19 protein-coding genes (1 of these 19 only partly in view) are annotated in these 21,413 nt (G+C 42.7%); 8 read left to right on the top strand and 11 right to left on the bottom strand.

Annotated elements, in window-relative coordinates:
• Nucleotides 1–52: 52 nt before the first annotated feature.
• A complete protein-coding gene (gene yyaC / locus AC0L13_RS20315) occupies nt 53–631 on the top strand; it encodes a spore protease YyaC (RefSeq protein WP_473642533.1) in 579 nt (192 codons plus the stop codon).
• Here yyaC and AC0L13_RS20320 read toward each other — a convergent pair.
• From AC0L13_RS20320 to rpmH, 11 genes are all read right to left on the bottom strand, one after another.
• Nucleotides 600–1,307 (bottom strand): DUF554 domain-containing protein, encoded by a 708-nt coding sequence (locus tag AC0L13_RS20320; RefSeq protein ID WP_473642534.1) that lies wholly within the window; start codon nt 1,305–1,307, stop codon nt 600–602. The two genes, yyaC and AC0L13_RS20320, sit on opposite strands and share 32 nt — an antisense overlap.
• A 63-nt stretch (nt 1,308–1,370) precedes the next feature.
• On the bottom strand, nt 1,371–2,207 hold the full coding sequence (locus tag AC0L13_RS20325; RefSeq protein WP_473642535.1) for a ParB/RepB/Spo0J family partition protein: 837 nt from the start codon (nt 2,205–2,207) through the stop codon (nt 1,371–1,373).
• Entirely contained in the window at nt 2,200–2,961 is a 762-nt protein-coding gene (locus AC0L13_RS20330) for a ParA family protein (protein WP_473642536.1), read from the bottom strand. The genes AC0L13_RS20325 and AC0L13_RS20330 overlap by 8 nt, the downstream gene beginning before the upstream one ends.
• A gap of 190 nt (nt 2,962–3,151) precedes the next feature.
• Nucleotides 3,152–4,012 (bottom strand): nucleoid occlusion protein, encoded by an 861-nt coding sequence (noc, locus tag AC0L13_RS20335; protein ID WP_473642537.1) that lies wholly within the window; start codon nt 4,010–4,012, stop codon nt 3,152–3,154.
• A 246-nt stretch (nt 4,013–4,258) separates the two neighbouring features.
• Nucleotides 4,259–4,975 carry a 16S rRNA (guanine(527)-N(7))-methyltransferase RsmG gene (rsmG, locus tag AC0L13_RS20340; protein ID WP_473642538.1) on the bottom strand — a complete coding sequence of 239 codons (717 nt, stop codon included), beginning with the start codon at nt 4,973–4,975 and terminating at the stop codon, nt 4,259–4,261.
• A gap of 60 nt (nt 4,976–5,035) precedes the next feature.
• Complete coding sequence (gene mnmG / locus AC0L13_RS20345) at nt 5,036–6,925, bottom strand: tRNA uridine-5-carboxymethylaminomethyl(34) synthesis enzyme MnmG (RefSeq protein ID WP_473642539.1); 1,890 nt, start codon at nt 6,923–6,925, stop codon at nt 5,036–5,038.
• 97 nt (nt 6,926–7,022) lie between these two features.
• On the bottom strand, nt 7,023–8,408 hold the full coding sequence (gene mnmE / locus AC0L13_RS20350; RefSeq protein ID WP_473642540.1) for a tRNA uridine-5-carboxymethylaminomethyl(34) synthesis GTPase MnmE: 1,386 nt from the start codon (nt 8,406–8,408) through the stop codon (nt 7,023–7,025).
• Nucleotides 8,409–8,772: 364 nt separating this feature from the next.
• The gene (gene jag / locus AC0L13_RS20355; protein WP_473642541.1) at nt 8,773–9,552 is read right to left on the bottom strand and encodes an RNA-binding cell elongation regulator Jag/EloR; all 780 of its coding nucleotides are present in this window, start codon (nt 9,550–9,552) and stop codon (nt 8,773–8,775) included.
• Nucleotides 9,549–10,319: a membrane protein insertase YidC gene (gene yidC, locus AC0L13_RS20360; RefSeq protein ID WP_473642542.1), complete on the bottom strand. Its 771-nt coding sequence runs from the start codon at nt 10,317–10,319 to the stop codon at nt 9,549–9,551. Before yidC ends, jag begins: the two co-directional genes overlap by 4 nt.
• A 97-nt stretch (nt 10,320–10,416) precedes the next feature.
• Entirely contained in the window at nt 10,417–10,761 is a 345-nt protein-coding gene (gene rnpA / locus AC0L13_RS20365; RefSeq protein ID WP_473642543.1) for a ribonuclease P protein component, read from the bottom strand.
• A 162-nt stretch (nt 10,762–10,923) separates the two neighbouring features.
• Nucleotides 10,924–11,058: a 50S ribosomal protein L34 gene (rpmH, locus tag AC0L13_RS20370; RefSeq protein ID WP_224654211.1), complete on the bottom strand. Its 135-nt coding sequence runs from the start codon at nt 11,056–11,058 to the stop codon at nt 10,924–10,926.
• A gap of 515 nt (nt 11,059–11,573) precedes the next feature.
• On the opposite strand from rpmH, the gene dnaA reads away from it, so the two are divergent.
• The 7 genes from dnaA to AC0L13_RS20405 all read left to right on the top strand — a co-directional run.
• Nucleotides 11,574–12,923 carry a chromosomal replication initiator protein DnaA gene (dnaA, locus tag AC0L13_RS20375; RefSeq protein WP_473642544.1) on the top strand — a complete coding sequence of 450 codons (1,350 nt, stop codon included), beginning with the start codon at nt 11,574–11,576 and terminating at the stop codon, nt 12,921–12,923.
• A gap of 172 nt (nt 12,924–13,095) precedes the next feature.
• Nucleotides 13,096–14,229, top strand: coding sequence for a DNA polymerase III subunit beta (dnaN, locus tag AC0L13_RS20380; RefSeq protein WP_473642545.1), 1,134 nt, complete (start codon nt 13,096–13,098; stop codon nt 14,227–14,229).
• Between the two features lie 147 nt (nt 14,230–14,376).
• Nucleotides 14,377–14,616 carry a S4 domain-containing protein YaaA gene (yaaA, locus tag AC0L13_RS20385; protein ID WP_440498594.1) on the top strand — a complete coding sequence of 80 codons (240 nt, stop codon included), beginning with the start codon at nt 14,377–14,379 and terminating at the stop codon, nt 14,614–14,616.
• Nucleotides 14,606–15,727, top strand: a complete 1,122-nt coding sequence (gene recF / locus AC0L13_RS20390; RefSeq protein ID WP_473642546.1) for a DNA replication/repair protein RecF — start codon at nt 14,606–14,608, stop codon at nt 15,725–15,727. Before yaaA ends, recF begins: the two co-directional genes overlap by 11 nt.
• Before the next feature lie 69 nt (nt 15,728–15,796).
• A complete protein-coding gene (gene gyrB, locus AC0L13_RS20395; RefSeq protein ID WP_473642547.1) occupies nt 15,797–17,719 on the top strand; it encodes a DNA topoisomerase (ATP-hydrolyzing) subunit B in 1,923 nt (640 codons plus the stop codon).
• A 111-nt stretch (nt 17,720–17,830) separates the two neighbouring features.
• Nucleotides 17,831–20,359, top strand: a complete 2,529-nt coding sequence (gyrA, locus tag AC0L13_RS20400) for a DNA gyrase subunit A (RefSeq protein ID WP_473642548.1) — start codon at nt 17,831–17,833, stop codon at nt 20,357–20,359.
• Nucleotides 20,360–20,478: 119 nt separating this feature from the next.
• A protein-coding gene (locus tag AC0L13_RS20405) for an HD-GYP domain-containing protein (RefSeq protein WP_473642549.1) crosses the window boundary here: on the top strand, nt 20,479–21,413 show its 5' portion. It continues 163 nt past the right edge of the window; only the first 935 of its 1,098 coding nucleotides appear in the window; it begins with the start codon at nt 20,479–20,481; its stop codon lies off the right edge, out of view.

The following is a 21,413-nucleotide window of genomic DNA, read 5'->3' on the forward strand; positions in this document are numbered from 1 at the left end:
TACTTTTACACAATCAATTAATGGACTACTAAATATAGAATGGGGTTTTGTCATGCACACAGCACTTTCTACTGATTATGATTACCGTATTCATTATAATGAAACAGGCGCTGTTTGGAAGCTCAGCACATATTTCCTTGAACATATTCCTTTTCATCAAGACTCTTTAACTTTCTTTTGCATTGGAACGGATCGATCTACGGGAGATGCATTAGGTCCGTTGACCGGTTCTCATTTATCAGAGTCTTTACTTTTTCCATTTCACGTCGTCGGAACATTGGAAAAGCCATTGCACGCCCTTAATTTGCAACAACAATTAGATGAGCGCTTAGCAATGACCCCCTCCCCTTTCATCGTTGCAATCGATGCATGTTTAGGAAGAAGCGATTCAATCGGCCATTTACTTTTCAATCAAGGACCACTCTTTCCAGGCAAAGCCGTCGGTAAAGAATTGCCGCCTGTCGGTGATTTGTCTATCAAAGGAGTCGTCAATATATCGGGGTTCATGGAACAGGCTGTCCTGCAAAGCACTCGGCTGCATCTTCCGTTTGAAATGAGCCGAATCATTTCCCGTTCCCTTCAACTAGCTTATGGGCGTTTCAAAACAGGAAATGAACGATTGTTACAATGATGCCGACAATGACGATTCCTGGAATGAGATTTGCCACTCGGATTTTTGTAATCCCAATTAGGTTCAATCCAATTCCAATGATCATTAAGCCACCTGTGGCAGTCATTTCGGAAATGAAAAATTGTAACAACTCATCTGGGATGAAGCGGCTAATTTGCGTTGAAAATATCGTAATTAGACCTTGGTAAAGGAATACCGGGACTGCCGCGATCATAACACCGATACCAAGTGTAGAACTAAGAATGACAGAGGTAAATCCATCAATTATCCCCTTCATGATCAATACATCATGGTCATTGCGCAATCCGCTGTCTATCGCTCCGATAATAGCCATTGAACCGACAACGAAGATAAGAGTTGCCGTGACAAAACCTTGAGCGATACCAGGTCCTTCTTTTTTGGAAGGCAGTTTCAACTCGATCCATTTCCCCAATGCATTGATTTTATCATCAAGATTCATCCATTCCCCAACGATTGCACCTAAAACAATGCTAATGATGACAATTAATATTTGAGTACTTTCAAATGTCATTTGGATGCCGATCGCCGCTACCGCCAAGCCGATTCCGTACATAACGGTCTCTTTCATCCGTTCTGGAATGTTATATAGAAAACGGCCAAGCATAGCTCCTACTATTATTAACAAGGCATTTATAATCGAACCGAGTAAAATCATCGTTTTTCACTTCCATCTGCTAAAAATAATACCTATTTTGCGTTATGCAAAATAGGTACAGGCTTATTCGTTCAATAGTTCTAGGATTCTTTCAAGATCCTCTTCTGTGAAAAACTCGATCTCGATTTTACCTTTGTTTTTTGATTTCTTTATCGTCACATTTGTTCCGAAATATTCTCTCAAGTGCGACTCTTGCTCTTCCAAGAAAATGTTTTTCTTTTCTAGCTTTGTTTCACGTGGAACATCTTCATTAATTCGATGAACTAATTTTTCCAGTTGGCGGACGTTCAAGCCTTCACTAATTGTCTTTTCAGCGATTAATAGAATTTGCTCTTTCTTCCGGAGTCCGAGCAATGTACGTCCGTGTCCCATTGAAAGTTTCCCGTCTGTAATCATCTTACGTACTTTATCAGGTAAACTTAGCAATCGGACATGGTTTGCAATATGGGGACGGCTTTTCCCTAATCGAAATGCAAGTTGCTCCTGCGTAAGACTGAGGTTATCCATCAACTTTTGATAAGCTTCCGCTTCCTCGATTGGCGTCAAATCTTCGCGTTGCAAGTTTTCGAGAATCGCCATTTCCATCGATTCTTCATCTGTCAGTTGGCGGACGACTGCCGGGATTTCCGCTAATCCTGCCATCTTGGCTGCTCTAAAACGTCTTTCTCCGACTACAATTTCATACATCGTCCCTACTTTTCGGACAATGATCGGTTGTAAAATCCCATGTTCTTTAATTGACTCACTTAATTCTTGAATTGCATTCTCGTCAAATATTTTCCTTGGCTGATACGGATTCACTTTAATGCTTTTCAATCGGATATTCTCGATTGACTCTGCTTTCGTCAAAGACTCATCTGGAAATAAAGCATTCAATCCTTTACCAAGACCTTTAGCCATTGTGCACCACTTCCTTTGCCAGCTCTAAATATACTTCCGCGCCCCTCGATCTTGAATCATAAATGATAATCGGCTCTCCATGGCTTGGCGCTTCACTTAGTCGTACATTTCGTGGAATGATCGTTCCGTACACTTTATCTTGAAAATACTTCTTCACTTCTTCAATGACTTGGATTCCCAAATTTGTCCTCGCATCGAACATTGTCAATAATACTCCATCTATTGTAAGGCCTTCATTCAAATGCTTTTGGACAAGCCTGATTGTACTAAGCAATTGGCTCAACCCTTCCAATGCGTAATATTCACATTGGACCGGAATGATGACAGAATCTGCAGCGGTTAATGAGTTGATTGTCAATAATCCTAACGATGGCGGGCAATCGATAATAATATAATCATATAATTCTTTTGCTTCTTGGATCGCATGTTTCATTCGTACTTCCCTTGAAATGGTTGAGACTAATTCGATTTCCGCCCCTGCCAATGAAATGGTTGCTGGTACGATATCGAGATTTTCCATCTTCGTCTGGTGAATGACTTCTTGTATGTTGACATCATCGATTAACATATCGTAAATGCATTGATGTACGTCTCCTTTATTGACCCCTACCCCGCTCGTTGCATTTCCTTGTGGATCGGCATCTATCAACAAAACCTTTTTGCCGATATGTGCAAGGCAAGCACTAAGATTTACCGAAGTGGTTGTCTTACCAACTCCTCCTTTTTGATTGGCAATGGCTATAATTTTACCCACACTTGCACCTGCTTTCTCACTCATCTATCAAAAAGCTTTCTTCAATAATGAATAGATTCATTCTTTTTCAGTTACTCTTTACTAGTTTATCAAAAAATCGTACGTCGTGGTAATGTATAGCGCAAAAAAACTCCTGCTTCAGTCAAGCAAGAGTCATCTCGCACTCATTACGAGAATACTATGTTGTTTTCTATTTCTTTTTCGGTATTTTAACAGTGATTGTATAGAAATCCTCTGTATCTTCTTCTTCTGTTTTTACGTCAATTCCACTTTTCGTAACTAGCGCCAATGACTGCCGAATTGTATTCAATGCAATTCGTACGTCTTTGCTGACCGATTTCCTTTTGACAACTTTCTTTTTTTCCTTCTCTTCTTCAACAGGGTTCAAGGCTTGCTGAATCCGCTCTTCCAATTGCTTTACATTGAGCTGTTCCTCAATCGCCACCTTGAATAGCTTATGCTGCAATTCTACATCCTTCACGGAAATCAAAGCCCTTGCATGTCTTTCGGATATCTCCTTCGAAAGAATACTATTTTTGATTTCATCAGGTAGTTTCAATAAACGCAACTTATTGGCGACTGTCGATTGTCCCTTCCCAAGCCTTTGCGCTAAAGCTTCTTGCGTTAAACCATGCAATTCAAGTAATTTTTCATATGCATACGCTTCTTCGATTGCCGTTAATTCCTCACGCTGCAAGTTTTCAATCAAAGCAATGGATGCTGTTTCTTTATCATCGAGATCACGAATAATGGCTGGTACTTCTTCCCAACCTAATTTTTTCATTGCTCGGAATCTTCGTTCACCTGCTATGATTTCATAACCATCGTCGCTTTTCCTGATGACAATCGGTTGAATGACTCCGTGTGTATGAATTGTGCGCGCTAGTTCTTCAATTTTCTCTTCTGAAAAAATAGTACGCGGTTGATATTTATTTGGTTTAATTAAATCTATCTTTACTTGATCAACTTTCTCTTGTGGAGTTTTATCTGTGTTCTGTAAATCAGGTTCTTTTTCTCCACTACCAAAAAACCGTGAAAACGTGTTTTTCATCGCCGGCACCCACCTTTACAAAACTGCTCATCGTTAATAGCTATTTCGTCATATCTATTATATATCCTCTTTATTACTTATTAAAGTGTAGAATTCTATAAGATTACAATACTATAACTTATGTTACTAGTCTCTGTAATAAAAAGGTAGTGTAAAGACAGATGCAATATTTTCAAGAGCACCTGCCCTCCATTTTTCACATGGACTAAAATTCAGGATAAGTAGATATTGTTTCACGTGAAACAATTATTTGATTGGCGTTTTATTTGGGATGCCGGGCTTTCGAGGATACTTCTTAGGTGTTTTTTTCACTTTATTCAAAATGAATATATTTCTTTCACTTTCCTCCATTGGCAAATTGAAAGAAAACTTCTCGACGAGTTCAGCTCCAAGGATGTTGATTGCTTTTTTTGCATCTTGCAATTCCTCTTCTGCAGCCGCCCCTTTCATGGAAATGAAAATCCCTCCCTCTTTCACAAGAGGCAGACAGAGTTCCGATAGGACAGATAAACGGGCAACGGCACGGGCAGTTACAATATCAAATTGCTCACGGTATTTCGGATTTTGACCGAAATCTTCTGCTCTAGAATGGATGAAATTTATGTTATTAATTTCAAGTGCTTCAGCAAGTTCTGTCAAGAAGGTAATTCTTTTGTTTAAAGAGTCTACAATTGTAACGGCTAAATCCGGGAAGCAGATTTTTAAAGGAATACTCGGAAATCCTGCTCCTGCTCCTACATCACAAATAGACTTGTTTCCTGTCAAATCTGTGTAAAACGCTGCAGTGATGGAATCATAAAAATGTTTTAGATAAACAGATGGTGCATCCGTTATTGCCGTTAGATTCATTTTTTCATTCCACTCAACTAACATTTGGAAATATTTTCCGAATTGTTGAAGCTGATGATCCGAGAGACTTATTCCCTGCTCTTTCAATGCTTCGATAAATTGTTCTTCGTTCACCTTGGATCCTCCTTCTAAAAAAAGACTGATGCGGACTTATCCCACATCAGTCACATGATGTTAACCAGTAATTTTTGCAATTTTCCCTTGCTCGATATAAACAAGCAAAATTGATATATCTGCTGGATTTACACCGGAAATCCTAGATGCTTGCGCAATGGATAACGGTCTGACAGCGGAGAGATTTGCTTTCGCCTCTTTGGCGATGCCTGTAATAGCATTGTAATCAATGTTATCAGGTATTTTTTTGTTCTCCATCTTTTTCATGCGTTCCACTTGCTGCATCGATTTTTCGATATAACCTTCATATTTGATGAAGATTTCGACTTGCTCCGCCACTTCTTCAGATTTTTCTTCTTCAGCTGGCACAACAGTAATGATTTGTTCATACTTCATTTCCGGACGTTTCAGTAGATCCGCCGCTTTCATTGGTTCGCGAAGCTCTGTACCGCCGGATTCGCGGATAATTTCTTGTACTGCTTCACTTGGTTTAATCGTCACTTTTCGAAGTCGTTCAATTTCCTCTTCGATTTGCTGTTTTTTAAGAAGGAATTTCTCGTGACGCTCTTCACTGATCATCCCAAGTTTGTATCCAATTTCCGTGAGACGCAGATCCGCATTATCATGGCGCAGCAAGAGACGGTATTCCGCTCTAGACGTAAGAAGACGATATGGTTCGCTCGTTCCTTTCGTTACGAGGTCATCAATCAAAACGCCGATGTAAGCATCCGATCTTCCAAGAAGGACTTCTTCTTTGCCAACTACTTTGCTCGCTGCATTAATGCCCGCCATGATGCCTTGTGCAGCTGCTTCTTCATAACCGGATGTACCGTTGATTTGACCGGCTGTGTATAGATTTTTGATTTTTTTCGTTTCAAGCGTCGGCCAAAGCTGCGTTGGAATAATTGCATCATACTCGATAGCATATCCCGCACGCATCATTTCCGCTTTCTCTAGTCCCGGAACGCTTTCAATCAGTCTCCGTTGAACATGTTCAGGCAAGCTAGTTGAAAGTCCTTGGACGTAATATTCTTTCGTATTCCGGCCTTCAGGCTCCAAGAAAATCTGATGACGTGACTTATCCGCAAAACGGACGATCTTGTCCTCGATTGAAGGGCAATAGGTCGGTCCCTTCCCTTTGATCATCCCTGAATACATCGGGGAGAGGTGAAGGTTTTCATTAATGATTTCATGTGTTCTTGGTGTTGTGTATGTTAACCAGCAAGGAAGTTGGTCCATGATGAATTGCGTAGTTTCGTAGCTAAATGCCCGAGGTACATCGTCACCTGGTTGAATTTCCGTTTTGCTGTAGTCAATTGTATTTCCGTTGATTCGCGGAGGTGTACCGGTTTTGAAACGTACTGTTTCCAATCCGAGTTCTTGCAGATTTTCGGCAAGTTTGATTGCCGGCATTTGGTTGTTCGGACCGCTTGAATATTTCAAGTCGCCGATGATGACTTCTCCACGAAGGAAAGTTCCTGTCGTAATGATGACCGTTTTTGCACGGTAGACAGCCCCGATTTGCGTGATGAGCCCTTTTACTTCACCGTCCTCGACGATCAACTCTTCAACGACTCCTTGATGGAGCGTCAAGTTTTCCTGTTCTTCAAGGACGCGTTTCATTTCTTGTTGGTAGAGGACTTTATCCGCTTGTGCACGTAGTGCACGGACAGCTGGCCCTTTCCCTGTATTCAACATCCGCATTTGGATGTGTGTTTTGTCGATTACTTTCCCCATCGCTCCGCCTAGCGCGTCAATTTCCCGGACGACAATCCCTTTTGCAGGGCCTCCAAGTGACGGATTGCATGGCATGAAAGCGATCATGTCAAGATTCATTGTTAGCACCAATGTCGATGCACCCATCTTCGCAGAAGCTAATGCGGCTTCGACGCCGGCATGGCCTGCTCCGATGACTATACAATCGAACGTGCCTGCTTCAAATTGTGGCATGTTCGTTCATCCTTCCTAATATATAAATTTTCCGTGTCTATTGCGTTTTTTAAAGTTACTATCTAGACTCCGGGAGGCTAAACGCCTCCCTTCGCTTTTATTTACCTAAACAAAATTGAGAGAACAGCTGGTTGATGAGGCTGTCTTGGACGGTGTCGCCGACGATTTCGCCTAGGAGCTCCCATGTGCGCGTGACGTCGATTTGAATCATGTCGACAGGCACTCCGCCCTCTGCAGCGGACAAGGCGTCTTGGATAGTTTTATGCGCTTTGTGAAGCAATGCAATATGCCTTGCATTGGACACGTACGTCAAATCGCCCGCTTCGAGTGTTCCTTCGAAGAATAGCTTGGCAATGGCTTCTTCCAATTCGTCGATACCTTCCTCTTTCAGGATAGATGTCGTGACAATTGAGCCTTTCCCAGCCAATTCGGCTACTTGCTGCATATCGATCTTCTGAGGCAAGTCGGTTTTGTTAATGACGACGATGATGTCCATTCCCTCGGTCGCTTCGAAAAGCCGGATATCCTCTTCTGTGAGAGGCTCAGAGCTATTCAGGACAAGTAAGATGAGATCTGCTTCTTTTAAGACTTGTCGGGATCTTTCTACTCCAATCCTTTCGACGATATCCTCTGTCTCCCGGATACCTGCTGTATCTACGAGACGCAACGGTACTCCTCTGACATTTACGTATTCCTCAATAATATCACGAGTTGTACCCGCAATATCAGTGACAATTGCTTTATTCTCCTGAACGAGGCTGTTCAGCAATGAAGATTTTCCGACGTTCGGCCGACCGACGATAACTGTCGATAATCCTTCACGAAGAATTTTACCTTGGGATGAAGTACGCAGCAGCTTCTCGATTTCTTCCTTCACCCACGTTCCCTTTTCAATCATAAGAGGAATGGTGACTTCTTCGACGTCGTCATATTCTGGATAATCGATGTTCACTTCTACTTGCGCCAATGTTTCTAGAAGTGCTTGCCGCAATTCACCGATTAGCCTGGAAAGTTTTCCTTCCATTTGATTCAAAGCAACATTCATTGCTCTGTCCGTTTTCGCACGAATGAGGTCCATGACTGCTTCCGCCTGTGATAAATCGATGCGTCCATTTAAAAATGCACGCTTTGAAAACTCGCCCGGTTCCGCAAGGCGAGCTCCTTCTTTCAACACAAGGTTGAGGACACGGTTCACTGCCACCACACCGCCGTGGCAATTCACTTCGACAACGTCTTCACGGGTAAATGTTTTCGGAGCTTTCATGATAGATACCATGACTTCCTCGACGATTTCCTCGGTGGACGGATCTGTCAAATGCCCATAATGGATTGTATGTGATTGTTCATCCGCAAGTTTTTTCCCTGACGGAGAACGAAAAATTCGATCTGCAATGCCGATAGCCTCATCTCCACTTAGCCGGACGATGGCGATAGCCCCTTCCCCCATTGGAGTTGAAATGGCGGCTATTGTATCATAATGCAAACTCTTCACCTTCCTACATCGGTTACCCACATGTGGATAACCTGTTTTGACTTGACTATCTGACAATATATAATATCACAAATCCAGCCACTCTCATAGTTATCGGGCTAAAAAATTGTGGATAAGTTTTAAAGTGATCGATGGAAAAAATTTTTTCATGAGTTTCGGGAGATTATAAGCGAGGTTCGGGGTGTTTTGCTCGAGTTTAATGTAATTATGTGCGAGTTCAGGGCAGTTATGGAGCAATCATAGTGGGTAATGATCATTTCGGGACTTAACTCCCATCGTTATCCGCTTTTTTGTCGTTAAAATACTTGATTCCAGGCAAATAAAAACCCCGTGATCATCTCACGAGGTTTCCTAATTAACTAATCGGCTCGATAACAAGGTAACGGTTCGGATCCGTACCTTCCGAATATGTTTCGATGTCCAATCGGTTCGATAATGCATTATGAATGACTTTCCTTTCATACGAAGGCATCGGCTCAAGTTGAACTTTTCTTCCATTTCGAACGGCTTGGTCGGCCATCCGTTCTGCAAATTGCTCCAATGATTGTTCGCGGCGCTCACGATAGTCGCCTACATCTAGACGAACGACCTTGAACTGCTCGGATGTTTTATTGACAACTAACTGTGCCAGTTGTTGTAATGCGTTCAATGTTTGACCGCGTTTGCCGATCAGGAAAGCAGCTTTTTCACTTTCCAGCTGGAAGGAAAGATACTTCCCATCCATTTGATGATTGACGACTAGATCGTCGATGCCCATCGCCTTAGCAATTTCCGTTACATAGACTTTCGTTTCGTTGATTGCCCGCTCATCTGAAACCGCTGCATTGTCGGTCTCCATTTCAACGATTTGCATAGCTGGCTCGACGGGGATTTCAACCACTTCTTCTTCAATTGCCGGCTCTGTTTTTTCTTTCTGAACTACTTCTTTCTTCTCTTCACGTTCATTCATTTCTTGCTTAACCATTTCCTTAAAAGAGACGGTTACTTCGGCTTCTCTTGCACCAAATCCGAGAAATCCTTTTTTCCCAGTATCCACTATTTCAATATCGACCTCATCACGCGTGACATTGAGCTCTTGTAAGGCTGCTGCTATCGCAGCCTCCACGGTCGCCCCTTTTCGCGTTATCTTATTCATTTCCTTTTCCCTCCTACTTTTACAGGTTCCACTTCTTTCTTCTTGAATGGTTTGTAAATGAAGATATTCTGGATAATTGAAATGATATTACCGATAACCCAATAAAGTGCTAGTGCTGCTGGTAGGAATGTACCGAAAATAATGATCATAAATGGCATGATATACATCATTACTTTCATTTGTGGATTGTCCATCGCAGGACCTGTCCGCAATACGATAAACTGCATGAGACCAGCGACAATTGCTAGCGTAATGCTTGGTGTTGCAAGTTCGAACCAAAGGAATTTTCCAATTTCGATTTCCGGTGTGGCATTCATCCTGCTAATTGCATGGTAAAGGCCGATGATGATAGGCATTTGAATCAAAACTGGCAGACATCCTGCAGCAGGATTGATCTTCTGCTCTGTCATCACTCTTTGCATTTCTTCACGATATTTTTGTTGTGTTACAGCATCTTTCGATTTGTATTTCTCTTTCAATCCGTTCAAGATCGGCTGCATTTGCTGCATCCGCTTCGAATTTTGAGCTTGCTTAATCATTAATGGAAGCAAGACAAGTCTGATGATGATTGTTACAGCGATGATTCCTAATCCGTATGTCCCCAATAGGTCTTTGAATGTGACAATCAAGGATACTATTGGCCAAACGATGTATTTATTCCAAAAACCTTCGCTCGTTTCATATATCGGTTGATTGAATTCCGAACATCCAGCTAGGAATACTGACAATACGGTCAGCATAAGTAATAACGTGGCTCTTTTTTTCAAATCGGTTCCCCCAAATCTGTTTCTATGAAATATCGATGATTTCAGTTTATCATGAACATTTATTACGTTCTACTTCTTACTCAATTACGGCTCTTTCTTATTTCTTTTTGAACGCTTTTGCAATTCTTAATACGTGTTGCAAGCTTTTTTTCGTTTCATGGAAATCAAGTGTGGCCGCCTGATGTCTGGCGATAATAACATAGTCACGATCATTTTTTAGCTCGTCCTTCATTTCCAGAAAGGCTTGTCGGATATATCGTTTAATGCGGTTACGCGTTACCGCATTTCCTAGTTTCTTGCCGACGGATAACCCGATTCTGAACTCCTGTTGCTCTTCTTTCCTATAGGAATAGACGACGAATTGCCGATTTGCGACGGACTTGCCTTTTTTAAACACTTTTTGAAAGTCTTCGTTCTTTTTGACTCGCTGACGTTTCTTCAAACCCTTCACCTCCTAACGAAAAGCGCCTGGAGCTGGACAAGAACTTGTACGATCCAGGCGCCGCCTTCCGCTTCAATCAGCAAATTAGTATTCACTCAACATAAATTTTGATTCCACATATATAAGTATAAGTAAAAAAAAAGACCACTGGGTACAGTGGTCTTATGCTGAAAGCACTTTTCTTCCTTTGCGACGACGAGCAGCGAGAACTTTACGACCGCTTTTTGAGCTCATTCTTGCACGGAAGCCGTGAACTTTACTACGTTTACGTTTATTTGGTTGGAATGTACGTTTCATTTAAAGACACCTCCTGCATTGTCCCTTAACAATATGACAGTCTTGAACAGTATAAAGGGCATAGTCAAAGATGTCAACCGTTTTTTTCGCATGCAGTTTTTCACGAGTATGTCTGTATTATGATATCTACCCTATCATTCGACAAAATAAATTATCCACAACTACAAAAATCGACAAACCAATAATATGTTCATAGAAATTTTTCCCGATTTTTTTATGCACAGGTCTTATCTACACCTTTTACACATACAAAAGCCTGTGGATAAAGTAATTCTCCACAATTGCCGCTACTGTTAGTAACTCATAGAATCCCTTGTCATTCTTATAGTTTCTTGATACAATATAGAGGATTTTGCTGTTAACAAATTAAAAAGCCCATTTTATTATCCACAATTGTTGATAGGTTGTGGATAATTTTTTCAACACTTTTGGATATTTCTTATCCACAGGAGCGAATTCTGTGTATAATACATATTCCTGTGTTTTTTTATTTTCTATGTAAAGGAGGCCCACGAGTGGATCAGCTTGAAAAATTATGGAACGATGTTTTGTCGAAAATTGAAGACAAAATTTCAAGGCCGAGTTTTGAAACCTGGCTCAAATCGACAAAATTGATGTCCTACGGCGATGAGAACGTTACGATTGCTGTTCCAAATTCGTTTGCGAAGGATTGGCTTGAGACTCATTATGTGCATTTGATCACAGGCATCCTCTCGGAATTGACAGGGGAAGATCGACTCATTCATTTCGTCGTTCCAAAAGAAATGGAAGAAAAAGATTTTCAAGTCCCAAAACCGGCAGTTAAACAGGCAGACAAATCAGCTATCCAATCAGCATCTGTCATGTTGAACCCAAAATATACATTCGACACATTTGTCATAGGTTCGGGCAACAGGTTTGCTCACGCCGCATCACTCGCTGTAGCTGAAGCTCCAGCTAAATCATATAACCCTTTATTCATCTACGGCGGAGTGGGACTTGGAAAAACCCATCTCATGCACGCAATCGGGCATTATATTATGGAACAAGACCCGTCCTCCAAAGTTGTTTATTTATCTTCAGAGAAATTCACGAATGAATTCATCAATTCGATTATGAATAACAAAGCTGGCGATTTTAGAAATCAATATAGGAACGTAGATGTCCTGTTAATTGACGATATTCAATTCATCGCCGGAAAAGAACAGACCCAAGAGGAATTTTTCCATACATTCAATACATTGCATGAAGAGTCAAAGCAGATCATTATCTCCAGCGACCGTCCTCCAAAAGAAATACCGACGTTAGAAGATCGCCTCAGATCCCGTTTCGAATGGGGTTTGATAACGGATATCGCGCCGCCTGATCTAGAAACACGTATAGCCATTTTGCGTAAAAAAGCGAAGGCCGATGGATTGCTCGATATATCTGACGAAGTAATGCTTTATATCGCTAATCAGATCGATACGAATATTCGTGAGTTGGAAGGGGCCCTGATCCGCGTCGTGGCCTATTCTTCGCTCGTCAATATGGACATTACGACAGACCTTGCAGCGGAAGCATTGAAAGACATCATCCCTAATTCCCGTCCGCGGACTGTAAGCATATTGGATATCCAAAAAACAGTTGGGGAACATTACAATATACGGCTGGAAGATTTCACGGCTAAAAAAAGGACGAGAGCGATCGCATTCCCTCGTCAAATTGCCATGTATCTTTCACGTGAACTCACGGATTCCTCCTTGCCGAAAATAGGTTCCGAATTTGGCGGGAGAGACCATTCTACCGTTATCCATGCACATGAAAAAATCTCTAAACAACTGAAAGATGATCAAAATCTGCAGCAAGATATTCAGGATATTAAAAGTATTCTAGGGCGGGGCTAATAAATCCACATGTGTATAACTTGATTAAATCGAAACAAGATGTGCACATATTATACACATGTGAATTGTTTTCTAGCGTATAGGATTTCAGGGCTTATCCACATTTCCACAGCCCCTATTACTATTACTATCTTTATTACTTAACTAATTAATATATAAGCGAGGGTGCAAAATGAAATTTGAAATAATGAGAGATTGGTTGCTCGAAGGATTGAATGATGTCATGAAAGCAATCAGTTCAAAAGTGGCGAACCCCATTTTGACCGGCGTAAAAATTGATGTGAATGATAAAGGTTTGACGATGACTGGAAGTGATTCAGATATAACAATTTGCACATTCATCCCTGTTGAACAAGATGGTGAGCAAATTATCCGTGTCAATGAATCAGGTTCAATCATTCTTCAAGCAAAAGTCTTCAGTGAAATTGTCCGGAAATTACCAACGAATGATGTGACGATTGAAGTTGAAAACATGCAAACTCATATTCAATCAGGAAAATCCGAATTCCATTTGATCGGTTCAAATTCGGATGAATATCCTGTTCTTCCGAACGTAAAGGACGAATATCGCTTCTCCTTACCGTCTGATTTGATGAAATCGATCATTAAGGAAACTGTTTTCGCCGTATCTCAGCAAGAAACACGTCCGATTTTGACAGGTGTACATTGGGAAACTGATGAAGAGAAGCTCGTCTGTGTAGCGACAGATAGCCACCGTCTTGCAAGAAGAGAAATCGTTCCTGAAATGATGCCAGAAAGTCCGTTCAGCGTTGTCATTCCTGGAAAAAGCCTTCAAGAGCTGAATAAGATCCTTCCGGATAATTCAGATCTTGTCGAAATCGTCATTGCGGACCAACAAGTGTTATTCAAAACGAGGAACGTACTGTTTTATTCACGACTTTTAGAGGGGAATTATCCCGATACTTCAAGATTGATCCCTTCAGAATACAAAACGACTGTACAAGTAAATGGCCGTAAACTATTGCAAGCAATCGACCGTGCTTCTCTACTTGCTCGTGAAGATCGGAATAATATCGTTCGATTCTCCGCAGACGGCAGCGATGTCATTGAAGTTTCATCCAACTCTCCTGAAATTGGTAAGGTCGAGGAATTGATCGAGGCGATTAATGTGAACGGTGAAGAGTTAAAAATCTCCTTCAGCGCAAAATATATGATGGATGCATTGAAAGCAATCGAAGGACAGGATATCGCAATCCATTTCACAGGTGCGATGAGACCGTTCATCTTGAAATCAATGGATAGCGACGCAATTTTACAATTGATTTTACCTGTCAGGACATTTTAAGAATCACAGGACTGTTTATTCACAGCAGGCAAGGAATTCAAACCGTTTTCCTTCGCCTGTTTCTTTATTTTTCATTTACATTTTTACTTACTGATGAAAGTTCGGTAAAATAGAAGAACAGACTACTTTTAAGAAGGATTGAAGCGGATGGAACTCATGAAAATCGATACTGAATTCATCACATTAGGTCAACTGCTGAAAATGTCGAATTGCATAAGCTCCGGCGGCATGGCCAAATGGTATTTGGAGGAACATACTGTTTACGTGAACGGCGAAGTTGACCGCAGACGAGGCAAAAAGCTTTATGACGGGGATATCGTCACCATTCCAGGCGCAGGTAAATTCAAAATATCCACTTCCACAGACGGTCAATCGGATGTACATTGAACGACTAGCTTTAACGGATTATCGGAATTACTCTTCTCTAGAGCTATCCTTTTCCCCGCATATCAACGTTCTGATTGGAGAAAATGCACAAGGAAAGACGAACATCATGGAGGCGATCTATGTCTTATCGATGGCGAAATCGCATCGCACCTCCAACGATCGTGAACTTATACGTTGGGAACAAGAGTATGGTAAAATAGAAGGGGACATCCAACGAAAATATGGACGTCTTCCACTTGAATTGACGATATCGAAAAAAGGCAAGAAGGCGCGGGTTAATCATTTGGAACAAAATCGCCTCAGCCTGTATATCGGTCAACTTAATGTCGTCATGTTTGCTCCGGAGGACTTGAATCTTGTAAAGGGAAGTCCACAGGTCCGAAGAAGATTTTTAGACATGGAAATCGGACAAATCTCCCCCGTCTATCTCCATGACCTGCTGACTTTTCAAAAGGTCTTAAAGCAACGGAACGCAATCCTCAAAGATCATCGCGGTAAATTGGATTTTACGGACGTCATGTTCGATATTTATACAGAACAATATATACAGTTGGCTGTTCAGATCATCCGGAAACGGTTTTATTTCGTTGAATTGCTCCAGAAATGGGCGGAACCGATCCATAGAGGGATTTCCAGAGGGATCGAGCAGCTAAAAGTGACGTATGGGACTTTAAAAGAGTTGGATTCTGGGCAGACTGCTGAACAGATGGAAGAAATACTCAGCCAAAAATTGCACGAGGTGAGACGTCGTGAGTTGGAACGCGGTATGACACTGATCGGACCGCACCGTGACGATCTCCATTTTTTTGTGAATGGCTATGATATCCAAACATACGGTTCACAAGGGCAGCAACGGACAACTGCGCTGTCCCTTAAACTTGCGGAAATAGATCTCGTTAAACAGGAAGTCGGAGAGACTCCGGTTCTCCTTTTGGATGATGTTCTATCCGAGCTTGATGATTACCGGCAGTCACACTTGCTGAGCACGATGCAAGGTCAGGTCCAGACGTTTGTCACAACGACGAATATAGCAGGAATCGACCATGAGACGATACGTGAAGCAGAGCTGTATGAAGTATCGGCGGGTACGGTTAGTGATAAAGGGAAATAAAACAACTCCTGTTTAACAGTAATAAAAGCTTAGATTGATGTTCGGAAAGGAAAGGTGAACATTTTGGCTATGGAAGAAAAAGAATTGCAGACAGCGTATGATGCGAATCAGATACAGGTCCTCGAAGGCTTGGAAGCTGTCCGTAAACGTCCGGGCATGTACATCGGTACAACAAGTTCGCGAGGGCTTCACCATCTCGTATGGGAAATTGTAGACAATAGTATCGACGAAGCCTTGGCGGGCTATTGCGATCATATTGAAGTAACGATTGAAAAAGATAACTGGATCCGTGTCGACGATAATGGGCGTGGTATCCCTGTTGGAATCCAGGAGTCTACAGGTAGACCAGCCGTTGAAGTCATTATGACGGTTCTTCACGCCGGCGGTAAGTTCGGAGGCGGAGGATATAAGGTTTCGGGTGGGTTGCACGGTGTCGGCGCATCTGTCGTGAACGCACTTTCCGAAGCTACTGAAGTGTATGTCAGCCGAGATGAAAAGGTTTATTTCATCCGATTTGAAAGAGGGGCTATCGTAAAAGAGCTTGAAGTAATCGGAACAACCGATAAAACAGGTACACGTACAAGATTCAAAGCCGATCCGGAAATATTCACTGAAACAACGGTCTATGAATATGAAATTTTAGCCCATCGCCTACGTGAGCTTGCCTACTTGAATAGAGGACTGCGCATCACTATTACAGATGAGCGTGGCGAAGAGGAGCGAACGGATACATTCCACTACGAAGGTGGAATTAAATCGTATGTTGAACATTTGAATCAAAACAAGGAACCGATCCACGAGGAACCGATTTTCATAGAGGGCGAAAAGGACGGCATCTCTATTGAAATTGCAATGCAATACAATAGCGGTTATGCTGAAAACCTTTTATCATTCGCCAATAATATTAATACGTATGAAGGTGGAACGCATGAGTCCGGCTTTAAGACGGCATTGACACGCGTCGTCAACGATTACGCAAGGAAAAATGGAATGTTGAAAGAATCGGATCCCAACCTTTCCGGCGACGATGTCCGCGAAGGCTTGACCGCAATCATATCGATTAAGCATCCGGATCCACAGTTCGAAGGACAGACAAAAACGAAACTTGGAAACTCTGAAGTGAGTACGATCACAAATGCCTTGTTCGCGGAAGGTTTCCAACGCTTCCTTCTGGAAAATCCGAACACCGCACGCCTGATTATTGATAAAAGCCTCATGGCTGCTAGAGCACGGATTGCTGCAAAGAATGCCCGTGAGCTGACAAGACGGAAATCGGCATTGGAAGTATCAAGCCTTCCAGGAAAGCTGGCGGACTGCTCTTCACGTAATCCTGCAATCAGCGAGTTGTATATCGTTGAAGGTGATTCGGCGGGCGGTTCTGCAAAAAGCGGTCGTGACCGCCATTTCCAGGCGATCCTGCCATTGAGAGGTAAAATCCTCAACGTTGAAAAAGCAAGATTGGACCGGATTTTAGGCAATGCAGAAATCAGAACGATGATTACTGCGCTTGGAACAGGCATCGGGGACGAGTTCGATCTTTCGAAGGCACGTTATCATAAAATCGTCATCATGACGGATGCTGACGTCGATGGAGCGCATATTCGAACGTTATTATTGACATTCTTCTTCCGTTTCATGCGGCCTTTGATCGAAGCAGGCTACGTCTACATCGCACAACCGCCGCTTTACCGGGTCAAACAAGGTAAACATGAGGAATACTGTTTCGACGAAGTGGAGTTGCAAGCAATTTTAGATCGACTCTCTTCCATACCGAAACCGGTCATTACACGCTATAAAGGTCTTGGAGAAATGGACGCCACCCAATTATGGGAGACGACGATGGATCCGGATCAGCGTACACTTCTACAAGTGCATCTTGATGACGCTTTCGAAGCAGACTTGACATTCGAGCAATTGATGGGTGATGAAGTTGAACCACGACGCAAATTCATCGAAGAAAATGCGATGTATGTAAAGAATCTGGATACTTGATTTACTCAATACTAGGAAATAGATATGGAACATGGACCTGCGACAGACGGGGCTTTGTTCAGTTGACAGGCTGTTCATGAAAAGCGCCTGAGTTGAAAGGAGTTTGACAATATGGCAGATATGCCAAAACGTGGTGTCCAAGGCATTAACATCAGTACGGAGATGAAGACATCCTTTCTCGACTATGCGATGAGTGTTATCGTCTCCCGGGCATTGCCTGACGTGAGGGATGGGCTGAAGCCTGTCCACCGCCGTATTCTTTATGCGATGCAGGATCTTGGGAACACTGCGGATAAACCACATAAGAAATCAGCTCGTATCGTCGGGGATGTAATCGGTAAGTATCACCCACATGGCGACAGTGCTGTTTATGACACGATGGTCAGAATGGCGCAGGATTTCAATTATCGTTATATGCTCGTCGATGGCCACGGAAACTTCGGTTCTGTAGATGGAGATGCGGCTGCAGCGATGCGTTATACGGAATCGAGAATGTCCCGCATCGCCATGGAATTACTGCGTGACATTAATAAAGACACAATTGATTACCAAGATAACTATGATGGCCAGGAGAAAGAACCGATTGTTCTTCCTAGCCGTTTCCCGAATTTGCTCGTAAACGGAACGTCGGGGATTGCGGTCGGAATGGCTACGAACATTCCGCCTCATCATTTAGGCGAAACGATTGACGGTGTGCTAGCGATGGCGGATAATCCGGCAATCACTACTGAGGAACTGATGGAAATCATTCCAGGTCCGGATTTTCCGACTGGCGGCATCATCCTTGGAAGAAGCGGCATTCGGAGAGCTTATGAAACCGGGCGCGGTTCAATTATCATCAGAGGTAAAGTGGAGATTGAACAACAATCGAACGGCAAAGAAACAATTATTGTGACTGAGCTGCCTTACCAGGTGAACAAGGCTCGGCTCATCGAGAAGATTGCTGAGCTCGTCCGTGATAAGCGAATTGAAGGCGTCACTCATTTGGCAGACGAATCCGATCGGACGGGAATGCGTATCGTCATCGAAGTCCGTAGAGATGCAAATGCACACGTATTGTTGAATAACCTTTATAAGCATACGGCCTTGCAATCGAGCTTCGGCATTAACATGCTTGCGCTTGTTGACGGACAGCCGAAAATTTTATCACTTAAAGAAATCCTTTATCATTATTTAGAGCATCAGAAAGTGGTCATCCGCAGACGTACTCAGTATGAGTTGAACAAAGCGGAAGACCGGGCACACATTTTGGAAGGTCTGCGGATCGCACTCGATCATATCGATGAAATTATCGCTTTGATCCGAGGCTCAAAGACAACCGATGAAGCGAAAACCGGTTTGATGGAACGTTTCAGCTTGACTGAACGACAATCCCAGGCGATTCTCGACATGCGTCTCCAACGTCTAACTGGATTGGAACGCGATAAAATCGAGAATGAATACCAAGAGCTTCTTGTCTTGATTTCCGAGTTGCGTGCAATTCTGGCAGACGAGGAAAAAGTGGTTGATATCATTCGGGAGGAACTGCTTGAAGTGAAGCACCGTTTCGCCGATAATCGCAGGACTGAAATTGGAAGCGGCGGCGCAGAAATGCTTGAGGATGAAGATCTTATCCCAGTTGAGAACTCAGTTCTTACATTGACGCATAACGGCTATATTAAACGCCTTCCTGCAAGCACGTATCGGAGTCAGCGTCGAGGAGGCAGAGGCATCCAAGGCATGGGAACGAATGACGACGATTTTGTCGAGCATTTGTTGAACACCTCGACACATGATACGATCCTCTTCTTCACGAGCCGCGGAAGGGTATTCCGTAAAAAGGGATACGAAGTTCCGGAATTCAGCCGGACGGCAAAAGGGCTTCCAATCATTAATCTATTGGATGTCGAAAAAGATGAAAAAGTTACAGCAATGATTCCGGTCGAGAAATTCGAGGAAGATAAATATCTCTTCTTCGCAACGCGCGGCGGCATTGTTAAGCGTACATCGGTTGCCGATTTTGCCAATATCCGTTCCAACGGGCTGATTGCTCTGACATTACGCGGCGATGATGAATTGATCGGCGTGAAAATGACAAATGGCGATCAGAATATCGCAATCGGTACGCGCGATGGAATGCTTATCAAATTCGACGAGCGTGATATCCGTACGATGGGCCGTGTAGCAAGCGGCGTACGTGGAATTCGATTACGCGAAGGGGATATTGCGGTCGGTATGGATACTGTATCGGAAGGCGATGAAATTCTTGTCGTCACCGAAAAAGGGTTCGGAAAACGGACGCCGGAACATGAATATCGTATCCAGTCCCGTGGCGGATATGGATTGAAGACGTTGAATGTGACTGAGCGTAATGGTCAGCTTGTAGCAATGAAAACTGTTGATGGTTCTGAAGACCTCATGCTGATCACGATCCATGGCATCCTTATTCGAATGGATATTGAAGATATCTCCTCAATCGGCCGTAGCACGCAAGGCGTCCGTCTGATCCGTCTTGGAGAAGACGAGCTTGTCGCGACAGTTGCAAAAGTCGAGAAGGAACACGAAGAGCATGAAGAGAGCGACGAAATCGATAGTAGCTCTGAAGTAGATATGGTAGACGAAATAGAAACAGATCATATAGAGGAACCTGAAGAGGATTGACTTAAAAAGTTATTGAGTCGGCAAAATGCCACTCAATAACTTTTTTTCTATCGTCTATTTTGAATATTTGCAGTATGATAGTCCTTAAGAGATGATCGGAAAGTGGTGACACCGTAGAGATGGAAGTATATAAAACGATCAGTGAGCTGCGTGTTGGAATTTTGCTAAAAGAGGATGTTTACGGCAAGACGATGTATCCAATTATGCGAAAGGATACAGAAATTTCGTTGGAACATATTGAAGTATTACATGCATTTGGAGTGAAACGTGTAAAGGTTGAGGAGCGGGTCACACAGAAGGATATCCCTGAATCGGAGAAAACTCCTTCCATGAATGCAGAGGAGGTACTGGACAATATTCCAGTAAGCATGTATCAGCTTCGCAAAGATTATAACGAAGCGGTTAAGAGTTATAAGCGGGAATTTGGTCATTGGCGATCCGGTCAACGTCCAGATGTTCCAAAAGTAAGGGCAATCATTCTACCATTGCTCGAAAAATTCATAAGGCAAAAACAAATGCTTCCTTTGTTGAATGATTTCTCCAACCCTGAGGAATACATTTATCATCATTCGGTCGCTGTCGGTATTCTTGCGGCAGCAATCAGCAGTCAAATGGGATACGATAAAGGAGACGCAGTACAGCTTGGACTCGCAGGAGTATTAGCGGATTGCGGCATGGCCAAGATTTCACCTACCATTTTGGAAAAGACAGCGTTTCTAACGAAAGAAGAATACAATGAAGTGAAAAAGCACACATTGTTCAGCGTGAAAATGATACAAGACACACCTTTGCTAAGGCAGGATATGAAACTTGCGATTCTTCAACATCATGAGCGCCTTGATGGAAGTGGGTATCCTAGAGGAGAAAAAATGGATACCATTTCGATATTCTCACAAATCCTTGCAGTGGCAGATGTCTTCCATGCAATGACATCGGAAAGATTATATAGAGTAAAACATTCACCGTACAAAGTGATTGAAATGATTAAAGAAGAAGAGTTTGGCAAATTCGACATCAAGGTAGTGGAGGCGCTTCTTAAACTTGTCGGCAATCT

The organism is Sporosarcina sp. QA0331 (assembly GCF_055808055.1).

Excerpts from the sequence above, each read along its gene's own strand:
- yyaC (WP_473642533.1), top strand. The coding sequence starts at position 53 with ATGCACACAGCACTTTCTACTGATTATGATTACCGTATTCATTATAAT.
- AC0L13_RS20320 (WP_473642534.1), bottom strand. The coding sequence starts at position 1,307 with ATGATTTTACTCGGTTCGATTATAAATGCCTTGTTAATAATAGTAGGA.
- AC0L13_RS20325 (WP_473642535.1), bottom strand. The coding sequence starts at position 2,207 with ATGGCTAAAGGTCTTGGTAAAGGATTGAATGCTTTATTTCCAGATGAG.
- noc (WP_473642537.1), bottom strand. The coding sequence starts at position 4,012 with ATGAAAAACACGTTTTCACGGTTTTTTGGTAGTGGAGAAAAAGAACCT.
- mnmG (WP_473642539.1), bottom strand. The coding sequence starts at position 6,925 with ATGCCACAATTTGAAGCAGGCACGTTCGATTGTATAGTCATCGGAGCA.
- jag (WP_473642541.1), bottom strand. The coding sequence starts at position 9,552 with ATGAATAAGATAACGCGAAAAGGGGCGACCGTGGAGGCTGCGATAGCA.
- rpmH (WP_224654211.1), bottom strand. The coding sequence starts at position 11,058 with ATGAAACGTACATTCCAACCAAATAAACGTAAACGTAGTAAAGTTCAC.
- dnaN (WP_473642545.1), top strand. The coding sequence starts at position 13,096 with ATGAAATTTGAAATAATGAGAGATTGGTTGCTCGAAGGATTGAATGAT.
- yaaA (WP_440498594.1), top strand. The coding sequence starts at position 14,377 with ATGGAACTCATGAAAATCGATACTGAATTCATCACATTAGGTCAACTG.
- recF (WP_473642546.1), top strand. The coding sequence starts at position 14,606 with ATGTACATTGAACGACTAGCTTTAACGGATTATCGGAATTACTCTTCT.
- gyrB (WP_473642547.1), top strand. The coding sequence starts at position 15,797 with ATGGAAGAAAAAGAATTGCAGACAGCGTATGATGCGAATCAGATACAG.
- gyrA (WP_473642548.1), top strand. The coding sequence starts at position 17,831 with ATGGCAGATATGCCAAAACGTGGTGTCCAAGGCATTAACATCAGTACG.